Genomic DNA, 17939 nt, shown 5'->3' with positions numbered 1-17939 from the left:
CACTGCGGTCAACGTCGTTATGCTTGCTGCTACTTGGCCTTGGTGATCTTCCTGCCTCAGACCACCCCTCCGGGGTGGCTCGCATTGCGAGCAGCAACGCAGGAAGGGAGCAATGCCATGGCAAAGCGGAAGGGGAAGAGTCCGGAGCGCAGCAGTCTCACCCGCACTCAGTGGGTTGAGCTCGTAGTCGCGCTCCTGACCGCACTGACCGCGGTTGCTGGGTGTGTGCAAGTCTTCGCGCCGTGAGTTCGCAGCGAAGCATGGGTGAGGTCGGCCGGACTGGTTGCCGCCGTCAGGCGGGTCCGACCGCTGGCTGATCGGCCGGACCCTGCCCAACTTCACACGCCACGCCAGGTCTGGGTCTCGGGTGCAATCCGGGGCCCAGACCTCCGGCGGCGAGCGATCCTTGCAGGACCGAGCCCTGTTGGGATGTTCCATTACTGGAAGTACAGCTCTTAGAACAATATCGCAGAGAAGACACGTTGGCACATCGAAATTGCAATCCCATGTTGCAACACAGCGACCCAATCACGACTTGCGTTATGTCCCTGCACGCAGACCGGAGTAGCAGGCGCACTGCTCCGCTGCCGAGCCTCTTCTGGCCGATCCGGTAGCCTGCGGGCGAACGTCGAAGGCCATGTACCACCTGGCGCAGGACTACAGGCCCTCTCGAATCGCCCAGCTCTTTGTGAAGGCGGTGTCGTGATGGGTGCAGTCCCGTCCCGCTCCCAGGTCGCCCCGCTACTGCTCGTCGACGGCTTCAACCTCCTGTGGCGTGGCCACTTCGGCTTCCCCGCTCCCGTCTACAGCCGCGACAAGAGCAGAAACCTCACGGGCCTCTTCGCCTTCTTCGCGCTCCTGCGCGCCTCGATCCGCGACGACCTCGACCTCGGCCCCGTCGAGGTCTGCGTCGTCCTCGACGGCGAGAACGGCAGCGCCCAGCGCAAAGACGCCTACGCCGACTACAAGGCGCACCGCCAGGAGACCCCCACGGCGCTGGAGCCCCTCCAGTTCCTCGCCCCGATGAAGGAGGCCCTGGACGGCTACGGCATCGCCTGGGTGGAGATCGACGACGCTGAAGCCGACGACGTCATCGCCACGCTCACCCACCGCCGCACGGACCGGCCCGTGCGGATCATGAGCGCCGACCGCGACTACTACCAACTCCTGCGCGGCGAGCACGTCCGCATCATCAACCGGTCCCGCAAAGCCTCCCAGCGCATCATCACCGGCGACCAAGTCCGCGAACGCTACGGCATCGCGCCCAGCCAGTGGTGTGACTACAGGGCCCTGACCGGAGACGTTTCCGACAACATCCCCGGCGTGAAGGGCATCGGCGCGAAGACCGCAGCCCGTCTCCTGGCCGGCGGCCTCACCCTGGAGGACCTGCATCCGTCCGGGCGGCTCAGCGGCGCCAAGGGCGCAACGGTTCTCCGAATGTGGCAGGACGTCCTGCGCTGGCGCGAACTGAGCCGGATGCGCCTCGACATCCCCGTGCTGTGGCAAGCCACCGGGGACGTCAGTCCCAAGCTGCCCAAGCCCGCCGATGTGGTCGAGAAGCTTGGGCTGTGGTGACCGCATGCCGGACCGAGGTTGCACGGCTTCACTGTCGAGCTTCCCCGGGTCGAGCTCCAGGCTCTGCACCGAGTGGATCATCGCCAATCGTGTCCGGGGTACGCCGGGCAGGCGTACCGGGACGGCCGTCCAAGAGTTGCTGTCAGGTCTCGTACCGGGCCGCGAGGCTGGGCGGAGATTCGCGGTGGCATCCTGGTGGGGAGGTAGCGACGCTGCTTTGTTGCGCGTCCGACCACCCCTCAGCCCGTCTTCTGGTGGAAACGACCGGCCGGGGGTTGGAGCCGCACGAGGCACTTCATTCAGTCGCTGCTTACGGTGCTGGCGGTGTCGTATCTGCCAGGAGTCCAGATGTAGTGCGCTCGACCGCTTCGATGAACTCGCCGTACGTCCTGACCTCCGCCTTCCGAATGGCGTGGATCAGAACGTCAGCCACGTCACCAGTGGTGGGATGCGGCTGCTCCTCGCGGTGGTCCACTTCAAGCTGTGCCTGGGCAGCGTGCAGGATCGCCGCCTTGATCTGCTCTCGGTCCGTCCTCGGCTCGGGAGTGATCTCATTGGGCTTGGCGTACACCCGCTGCCACAGCTTCGCCGCAGCGGCAGTTCGGATCTGAACCAGCCACCCTCCGTAGGTGAGCGCCGATTCAGGGTCGGTAACCTCCTGAACTGCTGTTTCGGCCCACTTCTGTGCCTCGGCGACGGCGGCATTGCGTGCCTCGCGCAACGCCGCAGCGACCTCTACTTCCGTCGCCATATCCAACCCCCTGGCAAGCTCTCTGCTTCAGTGTCCGTGCGAACCGTTGGTCCGACGTTACCCACCAAGCAAAGCGCAGACTTCAGTTCGTGACCATGTTGGCCGAGACCTGGAGGATCGAGTGCCGCGCCGTGCCTGCCCAACCCGCTGGGGAATGATCGAAGTGGTCTGTGAACGACGAGGCTCCGGGCTCTATGCCTGCTATCCAGGCGCCGCCTTGGGAGCCTTCGTGTCACGCTCCCGCGTGACTCAAACGCTGTGTCCTTTTGCGACGAATGCGACGAACCGGGACCAGCTACCGGTCGAGACGTTGAGGGATGGGCTGCTCGCGTCCTTGGAGTCCCGTACGTGGATCGTGCCGGGGGCGGCGGCAACCTCCACGCACTCACCACCGTTGCTGCCGCTGTAGCTGCTCTTGAACCACACCAGGTCAGCGGGGCCGGGTGTGGCCTGCTGGGTACTCATAGTGCTCCCGCCAGTTTCTCGATGAAGGTCCACGAGTCCTCTGCGTTGAGGGCCTCGCCCCGGATGATTCCATACCGGCCTTCCAGGGCCCTGACCTTGTCAGGGGCGGCAGCCCAGTTGGGGCCAGCTTGTCCCTCAACGTACCCCAGCCTGTTGTTCTCGGCTGTCTCCAGTAACGTCATTGGGCCGTCGAACCCGGCGTGCGTCTCGCAGTCGATGGGCAGCACCTGAATGCTGACATTCCGCATGCGCGCGCAGCCGGCCAACTTCGTCAATTGCTCCTTCAACGCTTGTTCTCCGCCGATGGGACGTCGCAGTACCCACTCCTCGATCACGAAGCTCAACATGCACGTTGGCTTGCGGGTCAGCAAGACTTGCCGCTCCAGCCTCGCCACCACGCGTGCTTCGACTTCCTCGTCGTCAAGCGTCGGGTGATGAGCACTCAGAACCGCGCGCGCGTAGTCCTCAGTCTGCAGCAGACCGTGAATCACGTGCGTGTTGTAGGACTGGAGACTGCGCGCTCCCGCTTCGGCCTTGGCGTACTCCTCGAACCAGTCGGGGAAGAGGTGCTCTTTGACCAACTCCTCACCCACCACTACGAGAAGCCCCTGTGCCGCCAGAGCGTCGTCGACGTGCTGAATGTAGTCGGGCAACGCTCGACGCTCGCCCCGCTCGACCTTGCGGATCTGATCGATGGAGTACGGCACCAGCTCACTCAATCGCTGACGTGACATCCCACGCTTCTCGCGGATCCGTTTCTGCTGGGCACCGAAGATGACGTAACTCGGAGGCTTGTCCCCGCTGTCCTCGCTGGTCACAGCATCCTTCCTGTGTTCATGGGCCACTGCGCCGGACAGGGCAGGACACCGTCACTCCGGCAGCGTCCCAACTGCGGCTGTACCCCCTGATGGGCTCGCTAGGCTAGCCCTCCGTCACCAGGGTGTGACACATGAACTTCCAAGCCCACGCCAACGAAAACCCCGCCATCAAGGGTTCGTTGCCAGAGGCCGGAGCTCTTGGACCTCGGCCTGGGTGGGTTCCCGAAACCGGGACGAGGGTCACCAAGCCCCGGGAGCACTTCGACGTCGTCCGCATTCTCGGAGCACGCGGTGCGGAGAGCGCCGAGGCACTGCGCGAAGCCGCCGGAGAAGACGCGGGTCCCATCCTGCGCACGACAGTCGGCTCGGACACCACGTTCTTCATCGTGGAGCACCTTGACGATTCCACCTTCCGGTGGCCGCCTGGCATCCGAGAACTCGGCGCCCACGAAGCACTGCCCATCCCCGCGTTCGACGCGGACGAGGGTGTCGTTGAGTGGCTCTCCCGACCGACAGCAGCAACTCCCTTCGTCATCCGGAACACTCTGCGGAACCTTCTGATCACCTCGACTGGCTGGGTTCCGATGGGTGATCAGCAATGATCACTGCTCTCACAACTGGGCCTGCCCACATCGGCCTTCCGGCCGGATGCCCGACGCACACCCCACTCGTTTCCGACGACGTGAAGGAGGTGTGAGTCTCATGACAAGAGCTGATTCGCAGCACTATCGGCGGCAGTTGACGGTTGCCCCGCGGGGGTTGGCAGAGGTCCGCCGGGCGGTGGGGGCCTGTTTGCGCTGCTGGGGCTGGGGCGATCTGGACGATCCAGCCGGCATGTGTGTCACCGAACTGCTCACCAACGTGTACAGGCACGCGGGCTCCAACGACTGTGTCCTCGACGTGCGTGCCTCACCTTCGGGTGTGCGCATCGTCGTCAGCGACGACAGCCCACAGCTCCCCGTCCTTCACGTGCCGGACTGGTTCGCCGAAAGCGGGCGCGGGATGTTCCTGCTGAGCAGGACGGCCGACGCGTGGGGAGCCGACCCGACGAACGCGGGCAAAGAGGTGTGGATCGAATTCCGCGCGGCGTCTCGGGAGGTCCTCGCGTGAGGAAGGTACGCACCAGCGCCGAACAAGCCCGCGGACACATCCGCGGTTACTCGAGCGGAGACCCCGCCTTCGGAGGACCACAGGGGACAGCAGGACAGAAAGGGGCTTCGGTGCTCACCGAGGCCCTGAACGACTCGCGTCATCCGACCGTGCGGACCGACGACACGAACATCCGCAACGCCCGTACACGCGAGTCCTTTCAACCGCCTGAACTACGAGCAGGAGGAATTTCTTGACCGCCACGGTAGAGCCCCCCTCGATGGTTGAGCCCTCCTCCCCGCAGCGCTCGAGGATCGGATCTGTACCCCGCCCACCGTCGATCGCGGCTGATGCGTTCTTCGCGGCACTTGCCTCCGGGCTGCCCAGAGGCGAGGCCGTCAGCCTGGTAGTCACGCACGTGCTGCCGGGCCAGATGCATTTCCTCCCCGCACTCGGGCGGGTTGCCGAGGTCGGTGCTGTGCTGCCCAAGCCGAAGTCAGCCGACCGGCGCACGCAGGATGTGGTGTCGGAGACCTACCGACTCGATTCGCTCGACCGCGGCCATTTTTCGGACCCGGATTGGCTCGCGTCCTATTTGGAGGACCGGGCGGATGGCCGGCCGATGGTTCTCGTGGACATCGGCGGGTACTTTGCTCCCGCTCTCGCCGAGGTGTGCCGGACGCTGCAGGGCCTCATCCGCGGCGTGGTGGAAGACACCGAGAACGGGTTACGACGCTACCTCGCGCTGCCAGATCTGCCCTGCCCCGTCTACAGCGTGGCTCGCAGCCCGCTGAAGGAACCCGAGGACCGGCTCGTCGGCGAGGCGATCGTTTTCTCGGTGGAGACCCTTCTGCGCCGTCTCGGCGAGGTGATGCCCGGACGGCAAGCCACCGTGCTCGGATTCGGCAAGATCGGCATGGGGATCGCAGCCGCACTGCATGCCCGGCATGTCCGTGTAATGGTGCACGACCGCGACCCCATCCGCCAGGCCCAGGCCGTTGCGGCCGGCTACGGCCGCGCTGCCTTCCACGACGCCTTGTCGCAAGCCGAGTTGGTATTCAGTGCCACGGGGAGCCGGGCGATCGGCATGGCTGAGCTGGCCTGTCTGCGCGATGGCGCGTTCCTTGCCGGGGCAACGTCGGCTGACGACGAGTTCGACCTGGCTGGCCTTGAGAGCCTTCATAGCGGGTTCGAGCGGGATGATGTGGTGCCTGGCGTTGCCCGGTATATGCGTGCCGGCCGCTCGTTCAGCCTGCTCGGCAGCGGGAACGCCGTGAACTTCCTGCACACCTCCGCCATCGGGCCGGCGATCCATGTGATCAAGGCTGAGATCATCGCGGCTGCGGCCCGGCTGGTGACCCTTCCGCACGAGCCCGGCTTGCATGAGGTGCCGCAGGAGACCCGCGCCGAGATCGCCTCCGCCTGGCTGGACGCCTTCCAACCCACCGGCAGCCCCCCCGCCCCCGCGACGGCGGCTTCCGAGGAAGGAGCCCTCCGGTGATCGTGGCGATAGAGGGGGTGAGCAACAGCGGCAAGACCACGCTTGCCAGGAGTCTCGGACAATGCCTGGAGACCGAAACGGTCGGCTGCTATCAGCACGTGGCGAAGGACCCGCGGCTGCTTGGCAGGCCGCTTGCCCACAGCCAGGAGGAACTCCTCCAGGCATTACGCGTGCACCTGGCCGTCGAGGAGGAGCGCCTGCGCCTCGCCACAGACGTGGTGAGCCGTAAGGGCATGGTGATCATGGACCGCAGCGTCGATACCACGCTCGGTCACCTGCGGGCGGTTGGCCACCTCCAGGGCCTGAACGCGGAGGCCCCTGCCCGGTCCTTGGTCCAGGAACGGTGCGCGGCCGGCGCGGTGGTGGTCCCTGACCTGACCCTGCTTCTCGTCGCGTCTCCCGAGCAGCTCGCATTCCGGGGGCAAAGACGTCCTGAAGTGCCGCCGCTCTACTACGCCGAGGACTTCGCGACGCACTTCTACGACCACTTCGCCGAGCCGGTCACTAAGCGCGTCGTGTGGATCGACGCCGATCTGAGCCCCGACGACTTACCCCGCGTGGCCCGAAAAGAAATCGAGCAACACGGGATGGGGGGTTGACCGTGCTCGCGTACGGCTTCTGCATCGACGAGAAGTACCTGCTCCCTGCCCTGGTCACCGTCAGCTCACTCGCCGAGGCGCTGCAGCCAGCCGAACGCCGACAGGCCGCCATCCGCGTCCTCACGCTGGACCTGACGCGACAACACGCAGCCACGCTCGCGGACGTCGTCCGCAGAGCCGGATTCGGATCCTTCGGCCTCAGGTGGGCCGCGCCGCCCCGCAACGCGGTCATGACCGACACGGACTACATCAGCGTCACCTCGTACCTGCGGTTCGCCTTCACTCCTGAGTTCGTGCAGCGGCCCTACCTGATCTACGTCGACGCCGACACACTCATACTCGACGATCCGGCCGCTCCCCTCACACACCTTCGCGAAGGCCAACTCGGCCAACTCGGGTTGGCCGTTGATGAGTTCAATCCGCGCATCGGCTACCGAGGCCAGGCACTCCCGAGCCTCGTTGATGACCGGCCGGAACTGCGCGGACTGCCGTACTACAACGCAGGCATGTGGTGGACCACGACCAGCACCCTGAGCACGATCCGCAGCGGGGTGCGTTCAGCGCTTCAGACGGGCAAGCAGTACATCTTCCACAACGACCAGGACGCCCTGAACCTCTGGGCCGCCACCGCCACGGCACCCGTGACAGAGGTCGAGGCCCGTTACAACCGGTTCGAACTCGCGCGGTTCCTGGAACGCAGCGACTGGCCACGCCGCTACACCAGCCGCCCGCCGTGCGCGACGGACACGGCCGTCCTGCACTTCGTCGGCAGCGCCAAGCCCTGGCTCACCACCTGCCCGCCCACCAGCGACGTACGGCTGTACCGGGCAGCGCTGGCCCAGACTCTGCGCATGGTCGACCGACTCGGTGACCACAGCATCAGTTCCCCGCGGTTCCGGGTGACCGCATGAGGCCGGCGCTTCCACCGTCGACTCTCGACGTCGCGTGCCGCACGCTTCTCGGCACCCAGCCAGGGAGCGTGCAGAAGCTCACGAACAACGCCGGCTCGGCCGTCTACCGCATCACTACTGCTGCACCGTCGGTCCGCAGCTTGATCGTCAAGCTGTACCGGGGCCGGGCACAGTGGAGGGCGCAGCGAGAGCATGAGGCTCTGAAGCACCTCGGATTGCTGCCAACCACGTTCTCTGTTCCCGCCGTGGTGGGATGTGGCGCCGTACCGGGCGCGGATGCCACTGCGCTCGTCACCGAGGACTTGGGCAATCAGCTTCTCCACCACGCTGTGCGCCAAGGCCAGATGTCGCGCACGTCGGCGCTGCACAGCACCGGAGAGCTCCTCGCCGCCTTCCACCAACTTCCGGTGTATGACTCAGCCGTGGCCGCGCCACCTCTCGCGCAACGCCTCACGTCGCTCGCCGCCCGGCTCCCGGAACCGATGCGTCTCGCGACGGCGGATGCGTTCGTCGAGGCGATCAGCCTCGTAGCGGAACGGCCTGCGATGCTCTGCCACGGCGACCTCCACCTGCGCAACATCGTCACCCGCCGACTTCACGGCCCGTATGGACTCGCGGTCATCGACTTCGAGGAGATCGGACCCGCGGTCCCGGAATGGGACCTCGCCCAGACCGCCGTCACCACCGACGCCTTCACCCCTGTCGACCTTGAGCAGCTCCTTGCCGCGTACGCGCGCCCGGTCGACACCGGCCTGTTGGCCCGTCTGATCACCGTGCAATGCGTCCGCGGCTGGTACTACGCCGGCCGCGGTGAGGGCCGGCACGAGGCCCTGTGGCGACGACGCCTCTCGCTCTCCTGACGCACCGCACACGCCGCTGCTCCCTTGGAAGGCCGCAAATGACCGATCCGGCGATCTCCGTGATCATCCCCGCCTACAACGAGGAGAAGTACCTACCCATCTACCTCCCAACAGTGCTGGCTTCCGTGGCCCGCTTTCAACAGGCCAGCGGGCACACCGCGGAAGTCCTCGTTGTCGACAACGCCAGCAACGACGCCACCGCCGCCTGTGCATTGCGCCTGGGCGCGACGGTCATCACCGAACCGGTGCGCGGGATCGGAACTGCCCGCAACACCGGTGCTGCCCACGCAAAGGGCGGATACCTGATCTTCATCGATGCCGACGTCGACTTCCCGGAGGACGGCATCACCGACGCGGTCGCGGCGATGGACACGGGCACCACCGTGGGCGGCGCGATCCCCGCCCTGTACGAGCCGACGAAGCCAGCGACCCGGATGCTCTTCGGGTTGTGGCGCGGCATCCGGGCGATACGCGGCGGCGCGCAGGGCGTCACGCAGTTCTGTACCCGCCGCGCCTTCGACACCATCGGCGGCTACCGCGCTGATCGCTACATGAGCGAGGACGTCGAGTTCTTCCGGCGCCTGACGCGGTTGGGCAGGCGTACGCAGGTCCCGGTCATCTCCCTCGACCACCTGCGCGTTCGACCCTCCCCACGCCGCTTCGAGACCTGGTCGAGCTGGCGAATGATCTGGTACACGAACCCGGTCACCGCCCAGCTCTTCCCCCGCTCCCGCCGCTTCTGGCGGGGCTGGTACGACAACACCGTCCGCTGAGGTGACAACCCCCGTGCCCCTGATCGACCTTCCCGAACCGGATGCCGAGGGCATCTACACCTTCCCCCAGACTCTGCTCGAAGCCCACCACAGCCACCAACAACTGCTGGAGGCCCGGGCCTGCGACGGTGACACCTCGGTCATCGACGTGACCGCGCCGTTCACCGGCAACCGCTTCCTGATCCAACGACCCCATCAGGAGGAGCGGCCGCTGATAGTGATCGAACCGCACCACGACGACCTTGCCTTGTCGGCGAGCGGCATGCTGCTCGCCCGCGCCCGCCCGACGACAGTGATCACGGTCTTCACCCGCTCCAACACCGTGCACCGTGCAGCACGTCAGCAGTACCCGGACGAGTCCGCCGTCTCGAGGCTGCGCGCCATCGAAGCAGAAGAAGCGCTCCGCGTCTTCGCCGCCCGTCACCTCCAACTCGGTCACGCGGACGCACGCCCCCCCTACGCCCCGTACGACCCGGCTGTCCTGAACAAGATCACGCAAGAGCTGGAGAACGCTCTGGACGGCCTGGGCGATGCTGAACTCCTCGCCCCCGCCGCGGTCACCCGCCACCCCGATCATCTTCTTGTGCACGAGGCGGCCAAGCGACTGGGGTGCCAATGGTTCTGGGAGGACGTTGCGTTCTGGTCGACCTACGGGCTGTCCGTGGACGATCAGCAGCTGTTCAGAGAACGGGTAGGCGACAGCCTGACCGAGGAGATCTACGACATCACCCCGGCACTGCTCGACAAGTTCACGCTGCTCCGCCTGCACGCCTCCCAACTCCAGCCCGACGCGGCGCTGTACCGCCCTTTGCGCTACGCCTGGACGATCGCCGCACCCCTACGTCAGCGCGGTGGCTACGCCCGGTTCGCCGAGCGCTTCTACCGCCTGGAAGCATCATGACGACGCCGGAGCGCTCCGTGGTGTTCGTCTGGAGACGCATTCCCCCGCCGTTCCTCATCGGCGGCGCGGAGGTTTCTCAGCAGCTCCTCGCCGAGGAGTTCGCCGCTGCCGGATGGTCCACCGTGTATCTGGCCAGCCACGAGCCGCCGTGGAGCGAGACCTCGGATTTGCCGTCCATGCTCGGTCACCTGGACGAACTCGGCGTGCCCTACGTTCATTCGGACGCGAAGGATGCGGTCACCTACACCTGGAACGGCGTCCGCGTCCGCGCTCTCCCGCGCGACCGGCTTTCCTCCGAGTTGGAGCGCAGTCTCGAAACGCTCTCTCCGCAGCTCGTCATCACCTCACAGGAAAGCTCCGCCGAGTTCGTGCGCCTGGCGCGAGCACGGACCACGGTGGCCGGCTGGCTGCACTCGGTGTCGAGGACCGGCATGCACGTCCTGGACGGCAGACCGGACCATGCGCTGGTGACCTCGCAGTTCGTGCTCGGGCGCACCCAAGGGGCGCAGAACAACGTGCTGTTCTACCCACCCTTCACCGCCCCCGCGGGACGGTCCCTACGCCGCGATCGTGATCTGCTCATGGTCAATCCCGTGCCGGCCAAAGGCTCCACACTCCTGCACCAGCTCATCGCCCAGATGCCGGAACGGCAGTTCACGTTGGTAGAAGGCTGGTGGGACACCTCTGCCGAGTTCGCCCACTACTCCAACGTCACGTACGTGCCGCGCACGTACGACATGAGCAGCCTCTATGCCCGGCACCAGCTCCTTCTTGTGCCGTCGCTCGTCGAGGACGCCTTCCCCCGCGTCATCGTAGAAGCCGGGCTCATCGGACTTCCCACGCTCGGAGCCCGACGGGGCGGGATTCCGGAAGCCGTAGAACACCCCGGGCTACTGATGGACACCGACGCCACTGCGGGAGCCTGGGCCGCGCGTATCCGCGCGCTCACGCACTGCGAACTCGACGCCCTGCGCCAGCACACCCGTCCTCGAGCCGAACGGCTGCTGCGCCCATGCCTGCCGGAACTCGCAGCTGCCGGAGTCATCCCCTCATGAACGGCCTGCCGTGCTCAGCGGCCGGCGAATGCGACGCGTACGGTGTCGCGTTTCTCGGTCCACCACTGGATCAGCCGCTCGCCCGACTCCCACAGCGCATCGGCGCCGACGTCGTTCTTGTCGTAGTGGAACTGGAGCTGCCAGTAGTCCGTCAGCCGCTTCCACCACAGCCGCTCGACGGCATCCGCCAAGTCCTCCTCGGCCAGGTCACGCTCCGAGCGGTAGCCGGCAACGAACGCGGCTACCAAGCTGAGGTTGAGGTGCCCGTCAGCAGTTCCGAACTGGACCTGCGCGGTACGCACGACCTCTTCCGCATAGGGGCGGATGCCCAAGCGGTCCCAGTCGAGGACGGCGATAACCGTGCCCTGGCGCCACAGCACGTTCAGGGGCTGGAAATCGCCGTGAGTCCATCCCCACGGCCCGTAGGGCGCCTCGCCCGCCGGGCGCCGAGCGGCATGCTCGACAATGAGCCTCTTGCGCAGATGCAGCGCGCGCTCCGTCGCCCGGTCGAACAGGCCCGGCACGTCCAACCGCGCGATCACCCCGAGAAACCGATCGGCTTCTGCGAGCGCCGCCTCGGGCGCTGTGACCTTGGCCCTTGGCCGGTCACCCACGGGCCCGAGGGGGACGGCGGGTTCGGCCAGGCCGCGGTGGATTCGCCCCAGCAACGATCCGAGCGCGCGCGCCTCGTTCCCGTGAAGCTCAGCCCCTTGTCGGTGTGTGCCGTTCGCCCAAGGGAGCAGGCAGTAGCTGCGGTGTCCTACGGTCACGAGCGGCTCGGACGTCACGCTCAGGTACGGGGCGCATACGGGGAGGCCGGCGGCTTCCAGCGTACTGAGCACCGTGAGACTACGGCTCAGCTTCTCTACCGGGGTGTTGACGACTTCCTTGAGGGCGAACGAGCCCTTGGCGGTGTCGAGCTTCCAGTTCCGGTTCAGCAAGCCCTCGGCGAGATACCGCACCGAGCGCACCTTCCCGAGCTCGTAGGCATCCGCCACCGCCAACAGGTCGTGCGGCTGAGGCAGTTCGGTTTCTTCATCAGTCACTCCAGGAGGCTACCGGCTCATCTACGGGCCTCACGCCCTGTTTGTCCTCGCGAACGAGGTAGCAATGGTGAACTCCGGTCCCGCCACTCTTGCTGCCCATCTGCACAAGGCGTTGCTCGACCAGATCAAGGCCAACCGCCAGGACCCCACACTCGAGACCGAGCCCACGCTACGTACCGTGCCCCGGCAAATCTTCGAGGCGACGGCATGTCGCATGCTGCCTGCGTCAACACGGTGGTGGACGTTGAGCACGACGTCGGCGGGACGCTGATCTCCTGCGCCTACAGGCCGGACGTCATCACCCTCACGCTGCGTCAGCTCGAGGCGGAGCCAGGAGAGGTTCCCTCTTACCCCACCCGCAGCCCGGGAGCGCCTACGTGCAATCCCCCGTCCGGGGGACTCGACCCCGTTCGAATGACCCGCACAACCCTCCAATGCCTCACGACCGGCTCGCACCGCACATTGGAACACATGTCCACTGAACACCCCGTTACGGAGCTGCCCGTGGGGCCGTTTCTAGAGCACCTGTACCACTCGCCCATCCGTACGAAGGACGCCGTGGCGCCTGCACTTGCTCACACGTCCACTCTGACTGGAATCGAACGAAGCGAGCCGGTTCCCGCCATCCGGGACCTGTTCGCCGCTCCGACTCCTGGACTGGGCGGCCGGGCCTGTGCGACGTGTTCATGGCCGACTACGGCCGAAAGCGCACCCGGGCCGAAGAACAGCACCTGGCCGTCGACTCCGCCCTCGATGCGCTCTCCAGCATCCAGCACGGCGACCCCGAACTGCGCGAGCGCGGACGCCGCACCCTGACCCGTCTGCGCGCCGAAGACCACCGCTGAACACCCCGTCCACCGACTGTTGATGAGGAGCGCACCCGTGGCATACGACCGAGCCGACTGGTCCAAGCACTACGACGAAGGCAACGGCTTCCGACCGCTACGGGACGTGGAACGCGACCTGTTCGCCCGGCACACCCCAGCCCCCGCCGGCGGGCGGGCGCTGGAGGTCGGCTGCGGCACCGGCGAACTCGCCGCCCACCTCGCCTGGCTCGGCTACGAAGTCGACGCCCTCGACTTCGCCGAAGCCGCAGTGGAACGCGCCCGCAAGGAACAAGAAGGCGTCGACGGCGTGCGGTGGCTGTGCTTGGACATCGAGCACGACGATCCGGCTGAACTGCACGGTGAGGGTTACGACCTGATCACCATGCGCCTGATGTACGCCTTCCTGGGCGACCGCACCCGCGCGGTGCGCGCTCTGGCAAGCAGGCTGCGACCCGGCGGCGCATTGGTGGTCATCACGCCGCTGGCAGCGAGCACACCGCCGAAGCGTCGGAACATCGCTCTCGACGAAGACGAGATCAGTCTGCTTACCGCGGGCTGGGAACACGTCGAGCGGTGCGACGCGGAGGGCCTCGCCTTCCTGATCCTGCGAAGCTTCGAAGGCACCTTCGAAGCAGTGGAGAAGAAGCAGCGTCCGCACCCGCAGGCGGTCCTCGGCGCGTGCGCCGTGGTCACCGACGCTGCCGGACGGGTTCTCCTCGGGCTCTCGACTCACGGCATGTGGGAGCTGCCCGGCGGCCGCATCGAGACCGGTGAGTCCGCGCAGGAAGCAGCCGTACGGGAACTGGCAGAGGAGACCAGCCTGACATGCGGTCTCGCCAATGCGCACCTGATCGCGATCCACCACGACGACCGCGGCGACGTCCGCCGCCTCACCGCCATCGTTCGCGTCACCGCCTGGACCGGTGCGCCGGAGGTGCGCGAGCCGCACCACATCACGCGCTGGGAGTGGCACGACTTGCACACCCTGGCCAGTCTCGGGCCGATCTTCGCACCTTCCGCTCAGGCCCTGGAGGCTGTTTGGCCCGGCGTGCTGCCCGGCCTGCCCCCCGTGCACTCCTACCCCCACACCATCGCCCCGCCCCGGGTCGACGGCGAGCCCGCCGAAGCAGTACGGCTGCGTCACGCGACGGCAGAGACCGTGCGCGCTCAGGGCTGGGTGAAATCGCCGCACGTCATGCAGGCGCTGCGAACGGTGCCACGTCACCGCTTCACGCCCGAGTCCCCGCTCGCCACCGCCTACGAAGACGACCTGGCCATCGTCACCCGCCGCGACGAGGACGGGAAGGCGGTCAGCTCCGTCTCAGCCGTCTGGCTCCAAGCCGACATGATCGAGCACCTGCACCTGGAGCCGGGCATGACCGTCTTCGAAGCCGGCTCCGGCGGCTACAACGCCGAACTGATCGCCGCCGTCACCGCCCCAGCCGGCCGGGTCGTCACCGTGGACCTCGACCCCTACGTCATCCACCGAACCCGCAGGCTGACCACCGAAGCCGGCAGCGGCCGGGTCACAGCCGCACTCGGCGACGGCAACCTCGGCGCCCCCGACCACGTCCCCGCAGGCGGATTCGACGGCATGCTCATCACCCACAACTGCTGGGACATCGCGCCCGCTTGGCGCAGCCAGCTCGCCGAGGGGCGACGCCTCGTCCTGCCGCTGGAGATCCACGGCTACACCCGCGCCATCACCTTCCAACGGCGCGGAGACGTTCTGCACGCGCGGCACTGGACGTTCTGCGGATTCGTGCGCGACCGCGGCACCCGCTCCCGCACCACCCCGACCATTCCTCTCCTCGACGGCGAACTCCACCTGCGTCACGAGGACAGCACACCACCGGATCCGGCCGGCCTGGACGCCGCACTCCGCATGCCACGGCACGAGGTCCCCACGGGCATCACCGTCGCCGGCATGGAGAGCTTCGAGACCCTCCAGCTCTACGCCGCCACCACCGTGCCCGGTTTCTGCCGCCTCGCCCACAACCCCTCCCGCCACTCCGGCACCACGGCCGTTCCCCGCGGCGCGGACGCGGCCACCATCGTCGGCGACGGCTCGCTGGCCTACCTCACCCACGTGCAGGTCCGCGACGGGGACACCGCCGAAGAACGCCGCTCGGAATTCGTCGCCCACGCCTTCGGCCCGGCCGCACCCAAGCTGGCTCAACGACTCGCCTCCTGCGTGAAGGACTGGGACCAGCACGTACGCGGGGTCGGCTATCCGGCGATGGCCGTTCACCCGACGGGCACCTCTGATCACGAACTCCCCGCCGGAGACCTACTCGACAAGGCATCCTCCCGTCTGGTCTTCCAGTGGCCAGGTCGGCCAATCAGAGACCGGTCGGAGGTCCTCGAAGAGCAGCGCCCGTGAGTGACGGAGGCTCTGGCCACGCTGTCGGATCGATCAAGGCCACGGACACAAGAAGCTCTCCAGGCGGCCCGACGCTCCGAAGAAGCAGGGTGCCAGGTCTCCGTGCGAGTGTCGGAGTGAAGGAGAAGTATTGCCGGCCGCGGCCAGCGATGGCGCCGCTCAATGGACGGCAGGGGGGCGACACACCGCTGTTGCCTCAACTGTGTTAGTGCCAGCGCCTGATGGGCCGATCCGGAGACTGAAAGCTAAGCGATCGCATCCAGCGCCGTCTCCCATGGGAAGTCCTCAGGGGTGCCCTGCTTCGGCGGGTGAGGTTCGTATCCCTCCGCCCCGTGCAGCACACGGACGCCCTGTTCCCTGAGTGCCGAAATGCTACGAGGGACGGCCAACTGGGCAGCCTGTGCCTGGTTGAAGTAGGGCATCGCGGCGACAGGTACGCCCATGTGGGCGCCCTCAGTGACGAGGCCGAGCGCGAGGGTATCCGCGATCCCGGCGCCCCACTTGTTCAGACTGGTGCACGACAGCGGGGCAGCGAGCATCGCCTCGGCCTTTGGTAGAGCGTCGCTCTCCCACGGCAACTTGTACTGCGAACGTACGGGATGGCCGGTCAGGTCTTCCAGCTCTCCGATCCGCCCCTCCCACCAGCGTGCGGCGGAGGGGGTGAACACGAGGCAGACATCCCAACCTCTCCCCTTGGCCCTGCGGACGCCGTCGTCGATGAACCGAGCGGGACCGGCTGCGCAGGCGATCAGATAGAGAATTCCCGTCATGCGCGGAGTCCACAGCGCTGTGCAAGGGCGCGCAACTCTCCCGTCGGGACGGGGGTTACTCCAACGATGTCCTGGACGAGTCTCACCGCCGTTGGCCTGCTGCGCACTTCTTCAGGTGCGAGTCGCTCCGCCTCAAGCAGCGAGGCTGCGGCTTCGTTCTTGCGTCGGGTCAACAGTGATGCGCGCGCCGTAGAGATGAGGTGCTGGGCGCGCCGTTCCCGGGTAAGAGTGGCAAATGCCCCGGCGTCAAGAGCGTCGGCCGCTTCCAAAGCTGACAAGCCGTCCTCCACACGTACCAGCACATCGACCCGGTGGAGGTGCACATTGGTGGGCCCGAAGGCTGTCCAGTCCTCGTTGCGGTCTTCGCCCTGGGAGCGGGCGGCTTCTTCCGCCTCCTCAACAAGTGTTGTCGCGGCGTTGACTGATGCCGTGGTCCGCGCGCGAGCGGAGGAGGCGACGGCCGCGGTGAGGTAGAGCATTCCCAGGGTGGAGAGTCCGAGCGGCCCCATCCGGGATAGGTCGCTTCGCAGCCGGTTGGCTGCGGAAGTGGCGAACTGCACGGCCGCGCTGGGTCGGTGCTGATACATCAGGCTCTTCACCACACGTCGTGAAGCTGCACCGATGACTACGGGATCTTCAGCCCGTTCGCCTGCTGCTAGCGCGCGTTCAGCCGCCAGTGCTCCTGCCACTGTTGCTTCGCTCCCGTACTTGTGAAGGAACGAGGCGGTGAGTTGATAGACGCGGGAAAGCACGGCGTGCGCTTCACACGAAGAACCTGCATCCACGTCAGCCACTGCACGATGGCCATCTACCAGCAGGCCGGGGAGGGACTTGCCCAATGTGGAGTAGTGGCTCGCCTGGAACGCCTCGCAACAGTACGCCAGCGATCGGCGCAACGTGGCGAGTGATGAAGGCTCCGCGCCGGACGTGAATGTGCCTGTGAGTACGTCGTGACGGTCCAGGACGTCGAGCACAGCGCGTACTTCGGTAGGAGGCGGGGGTGCTTGGGCTGGTGTTGAGGGTGCGTCGGTCAACAGCTGCTCCAAGGGGACGCGCAGGATCTCGGCTGCGCGTTCCAGAACCGACAGTCGTGGATCGGCCTGTCGATGCCCGCCCTCCAGGTCTTGCACCCACCGCCGTGACCTGTCCATTAGTCGGCCGAAGTCTTCTTGCGTGAAGCCTCTTCGGTCTCGCCAGTAGGCGATGCGTCGACCGACGCGCCCAGTCTCCATGCCGAACTCCCCCAGCGGAGCACGCACTTTGCGTGCTCGTACCTGTTCTACCCGGCTCTACCTTGCGTCTACGTACAGAACGTAGCGGAGGCGTAGCTGTGAGATCCACTTCGAGTACTTCCGGGGCAACAGAGTCGGGTGCCTGGACGCCGCTCTCCGCGTTTGAAGTGGGGCTCGCCCCGCCGGTGGTAGGTGCTGTCCTCAATTCCCAGCCCCTGCCACGGCCCGGTCCAGCAGATCACTCGAATGCCAGATCGCCTCAAGCGTCTGTGGTGTCCGCACTGCTTGACAGCCCGGCGCTGCGTGGAACCACCCGCTTAGGAATCGCTGCAGTCATGAATCGGGGGAACGGCGACAGTCTTCGAAACCTGCACGCCGCGATG

The 17939-nt window shown here is 66.6% G+C and carries 18 protein-coding genes and 1 pseudogene; 12 read left to right on the top strand and 7 right to left on the bottom strand.

The features are described 5' to 3' along the window. The first annotated feature begins 705 nt into the window (after positions 1 to 705). Positions 706 to 1575 carry a 5'-3' exonuclease H3TH domain-containing protein gene (locus I004_RS0103870; protein ID WP_051344656.1) on the top strand — a complete coding sequence of 290 codons (870 nt, stop codon included), beginning with the start codon at positions 706 to 708 and terminating at the stop codon, positions 1573 to 1575. Between the two features lie 310 nt (positions 1576 to 1885). On the opposite strand, the gene I004_RS0103865 is transcribed toward I004_RS0103870, so the two are convergent. From I004_RS0103865 to I004_RS0103855, 3 genes are all read right to left on the bottom strand, one after another. Beyond that, a complete protein-coding gene (locus I004_RS0103865; protein WP_028434405.1) occupies positions 1886 to 2326 on the bottom strand; it encodes a hypothetical protein in 441 nt (146 codons plus the stop codon). Between the two features lie 249 nt (positions 2327 to 2575). After that, positions 2576 to 2791, bottom strand: coding sequence for a DUF397 domain-containing protein (locus tag I004_RS0103860; RefSeq protein ID WP_028434404.1), 216 nt, complete (start codon positions 2789 to 2791; stop codon positions 2576 to 2578). Further along, the gene (locus I004_RS0103855; protein ID WP_028434403.1) at positions 2788 to 3609 is read right to left on the bottom strand and encodes a Scr1 family TA system antitoxin-like transcriptional regulator; all 822 of its coding nucleotides are present in this window, start codon (positions 3607 to 3609) and stop codon (positions 2788 to 2790) included. The genes I004_RS0103860 and I004_RS0103855 overlap by 4 nt, the downstream gene beginning before the upstream one ends. A gap of 131 nt (positions 3610 to 3740) precedes the next feature. On the opposite strand from I004_RS0103855, the gene I004_RS0103850 reads away from it, so the two are divergent. The 9 genes from I004_RS0103850 to I004_RS0103810 all read left to right on the top strand — a co-directional run bounded on the left by I004_RS0103850 (position 3741) and on the right by I004_RS0103810 (position 11298). Then, positions 3741 to 4211, top strand: coding sequence for a hypothetical protein (locus I004_RS0103850; RefSeq protein ID WP_028434402.1), 471 nt, complete (start codon positions 3741 to 3743; stop codon positions 4209 to 4211). Between the two features lie 100 nt (positions 4212 to 4311). Next, positions 4312 to 4719, top strand: a complete 408-nt coding sequence (locus I004_RS0103845) for an ATP-binding protein (protein ID WP_028434401.1) — start codon at positions 4312 to 4314, stop codon at positions 4717 to 4719. A gap of 232 nt (positions 4720 to 4951) precedes the next feature. After that, positions 4952 to 6199 (top strand): adenosylhomocysteinase, encoded by a 1248-nt coding sequence (locus I004_RS32015; protein ID WP_051344654.1) that lies wholly within the window; start codon positions 4952 to 4954, stop codon positions 6197 to 6199. Then, a complete protein-coding gene (locus I004_RS0103835) occupies positions 6196 to 6798 on the top strand; it encodes a nucleoside/nucleotide kinase family protein (RefSeq protein ID WP_028434400.1) in 603 nt (200 codons plus the stop codon). Before I004_RS32015 ends, I004_RS0103835 begins: the two co-directional genes overlap by 4 nt. Before the next feature lie 2 nt (positions 6799 to 6800). Then, the gene (locus I004_RS32010) at positions 6801 to 7709 is read left to right on the top strand and encodes a glycosyltransferase (protein ID WP_051344653.1); all 909 of its coding nucleotides are present in this window, start codon (positions 6801 to 6803) and stop codon (positions 7707 to 7709) included. Between the two features lie 68 nt (positions 7710 to 7777). After that, positions 7778 to 8569, top strand: a complete 792-nt coding sequence (locus I004_RS0103825) for an aminoglycoside phosphotransferase family protein (protein ID WP_028434399.1) — start codon at positions 7778 to 7780, stop codon at positions 8567 to 8569. Positions 8570 to 8607: 38 nt separating this feature from the next. Next, a complete protein-coding gene (locus I004_RS0103820) occupies positions 8608 to 9342 on the top strand; it encodes a glycosyltransferase (RefSeq protein WP_028434398.1) in 735 nt (244 codons plus the stop codon). A 13-nt stretch (positions 9343 to 9355) separates the two neighbouring features. Continuing rightward, positions 9356 to 10243: a PIG-L deacetylase family protein gene (locus I004_RS0103815; protein WP_486579719.1), complete on the top strand. Its 888-nt coding sequence runs from the start codon at positions 9356 to 9358 to the stop codon at positions 10241 to 10243. Continuing rightward, positions 10240 to 11298, top strand: coding sequence for a glycosyltransferase (locus tag I004_RS0103810; RefSeq protein WP_037974641.1), 1059 nt, complete (start codon positions 10240 to 10242; stop codon positions 11296 to 11298). Before I004_RS0103815 ends, I004_RS0103810 begins: the two co-directional genes overlap by 4 nt. A gap of 14 nt (positions 11299 to 11312) precedes the next feature. Here I004_RS0103810 and I004_RS0103805 read toward each other — a convergent pair whose 3' ends face one another. Next, positions 11313 to 12344: a phosphotransferase gene (locus I004_RS0103805; protein WP_486579718.1), complete on the bottom strand. Its 1032-nt coding sequence runs from the start codon at positions 12342 to 12344 to the stop codon at positions 11313 to 11315. A 686-nt stretch (positions 12345 to 13030) separates the two neighbouring features. Between I004_RS0103805 and I004_RS39365 the strand changes: the two genes are divergently transcribed. Then, positions 13031 to 13189, top strand: a complete 159-nt coding sequence (locus I004_RS39365) for a hypothetical protein (protein ID WP_158676993.1) — start codon at positions 13031 to 13033, stop codon at positions 13187 to 13189. Between the two features lie 37 nt (positions 13190 to 13226). Continuing rightward, positions 13227 to 15554 (top strand): methyltransferase, FxLD system, encoded by a 2328-nt coding sequence (gene fxlM / locus I004_RS0103790; RefSeq protein ID WP_028434393.1) that lies wholly within the window; start codon positions 13227 to 13229, stop codon positions 15552 to 15554. A 245-nt stretch (positions 15555 to 15799) separates the two neighbouring features. Here the strand turns inward: fxlM and I004_RS0103785 are convergent, their stop codons facing one another. From I004_RS0103785 to I004_RS40100, 3 genes and pseudogenes are all read right to left on the bottom strand, one after another. Beyond that, positions 15800 to 16324 carry a flavoprotein gene (locus I004_RS0103785; RefSeq protein WP_037974638.1) on the bottom strand — a complete coding sequence of 175 codons (525 nt, stop codon included), beginning with the start codon at positions 16322 to 16324 and terminating at the stop codon, positions 15800 to 15802. Then, the gene (locus I004_RS37955; protein ID WP_486579726.1) at positions 16321 to 17298 is read right to left on the bottom strand and encodes a DNA-binding protein; all 978 of its coding nucleotides are present in this window, start codon (positions 17296 to 17298) and stop codon (positions 16321 to 16323) included. The genes I004_RS0103785 and I004_RS37955 overlap by 4 nt, the downstream gene beginning before the upstream one ends. A gap of 123 nt (positions 17299 to 17421) precedes the next feature. After that, a pseudogene (locus I004_RS40100) lies at positions 17422 to 17556 on the bottom strand (DNA-binding protein); the annotation flags it as partial. Positions 17557 to 17939: the final 383 nt, after the last annotated feature.

The sequence above is a fragment of the Streptomyces sp. TAA486 genome (assembly GCF_000426165.1).
This window is presented reverse-complemented; position numbering and strand designations above follow the sequence as displayed.

Bases quoted from the DNA above. Each gene is read 5' to 3' on its own strand.
- I004_RS0103870 (WP_051344656.1), top strand. From the start codon at position 706: ATGGGTGCAGTCCCGTCCCGCTCCCAGGTCGCCCCGCTACTGCTCGTC.
- I004_RS0103865 (WP_028434405.1), bottom strand. From the start codon at position 2,326: ATGGCGACGGAAGTAGAGGTCGCTGCGGCGTTGCGCGAGGCACGCAAT.
- I004_RS0103860 (WP_028434404.1), bottom strand. From the start codon at position 2,791: ATGAGTACCCAGCAGGCCACACCCGGCCCCGCTGACCTGGTGTGGTTC.
- I004_RS0103850 (WP_028434402.1), top strand. From the start codon at position 3,741: ATGAACTTCCAAGCCCACGCCAACGAAAACCCCGCCATCAAGGGTTCG.
- I004_RS0103845 (WP_028434401.1), top strand. From the start codon at position 4,312: ATGACAAGAGCTGATTCGCAGCACTATCGGCGGCAGTTGACGGTTGCC.
- I004_RS0103820 (WP_028434398.1), top strand. From the start codon at position 8,608: ATGACCGATCCGGCGATCTCCGTGATCATCCCCGCCTACAACGAGGAG.
- I004_RS0103810 (WP_037974641.1), top strand. From the start codon at position 10,240: ATGACGACGCCGGAGCGCTCCGTGGTGTTCGTCTGGAGACGCATTCCC.
- I004_RS39365 (WP_158676993.1), top strand. From the start codon at position 13,031: ATGGCCGACTACGGCCGAAAGCGCACCCGGGCCGAAGAACAGCACCTG.
- I004_RS0103785 (WP_037974638.1), bottom strand. From the start codon at position 16,324: ATGACGGGAATTCTCTATCTGATCGCCTGCGCAGCCGGTCCCGCTCGG.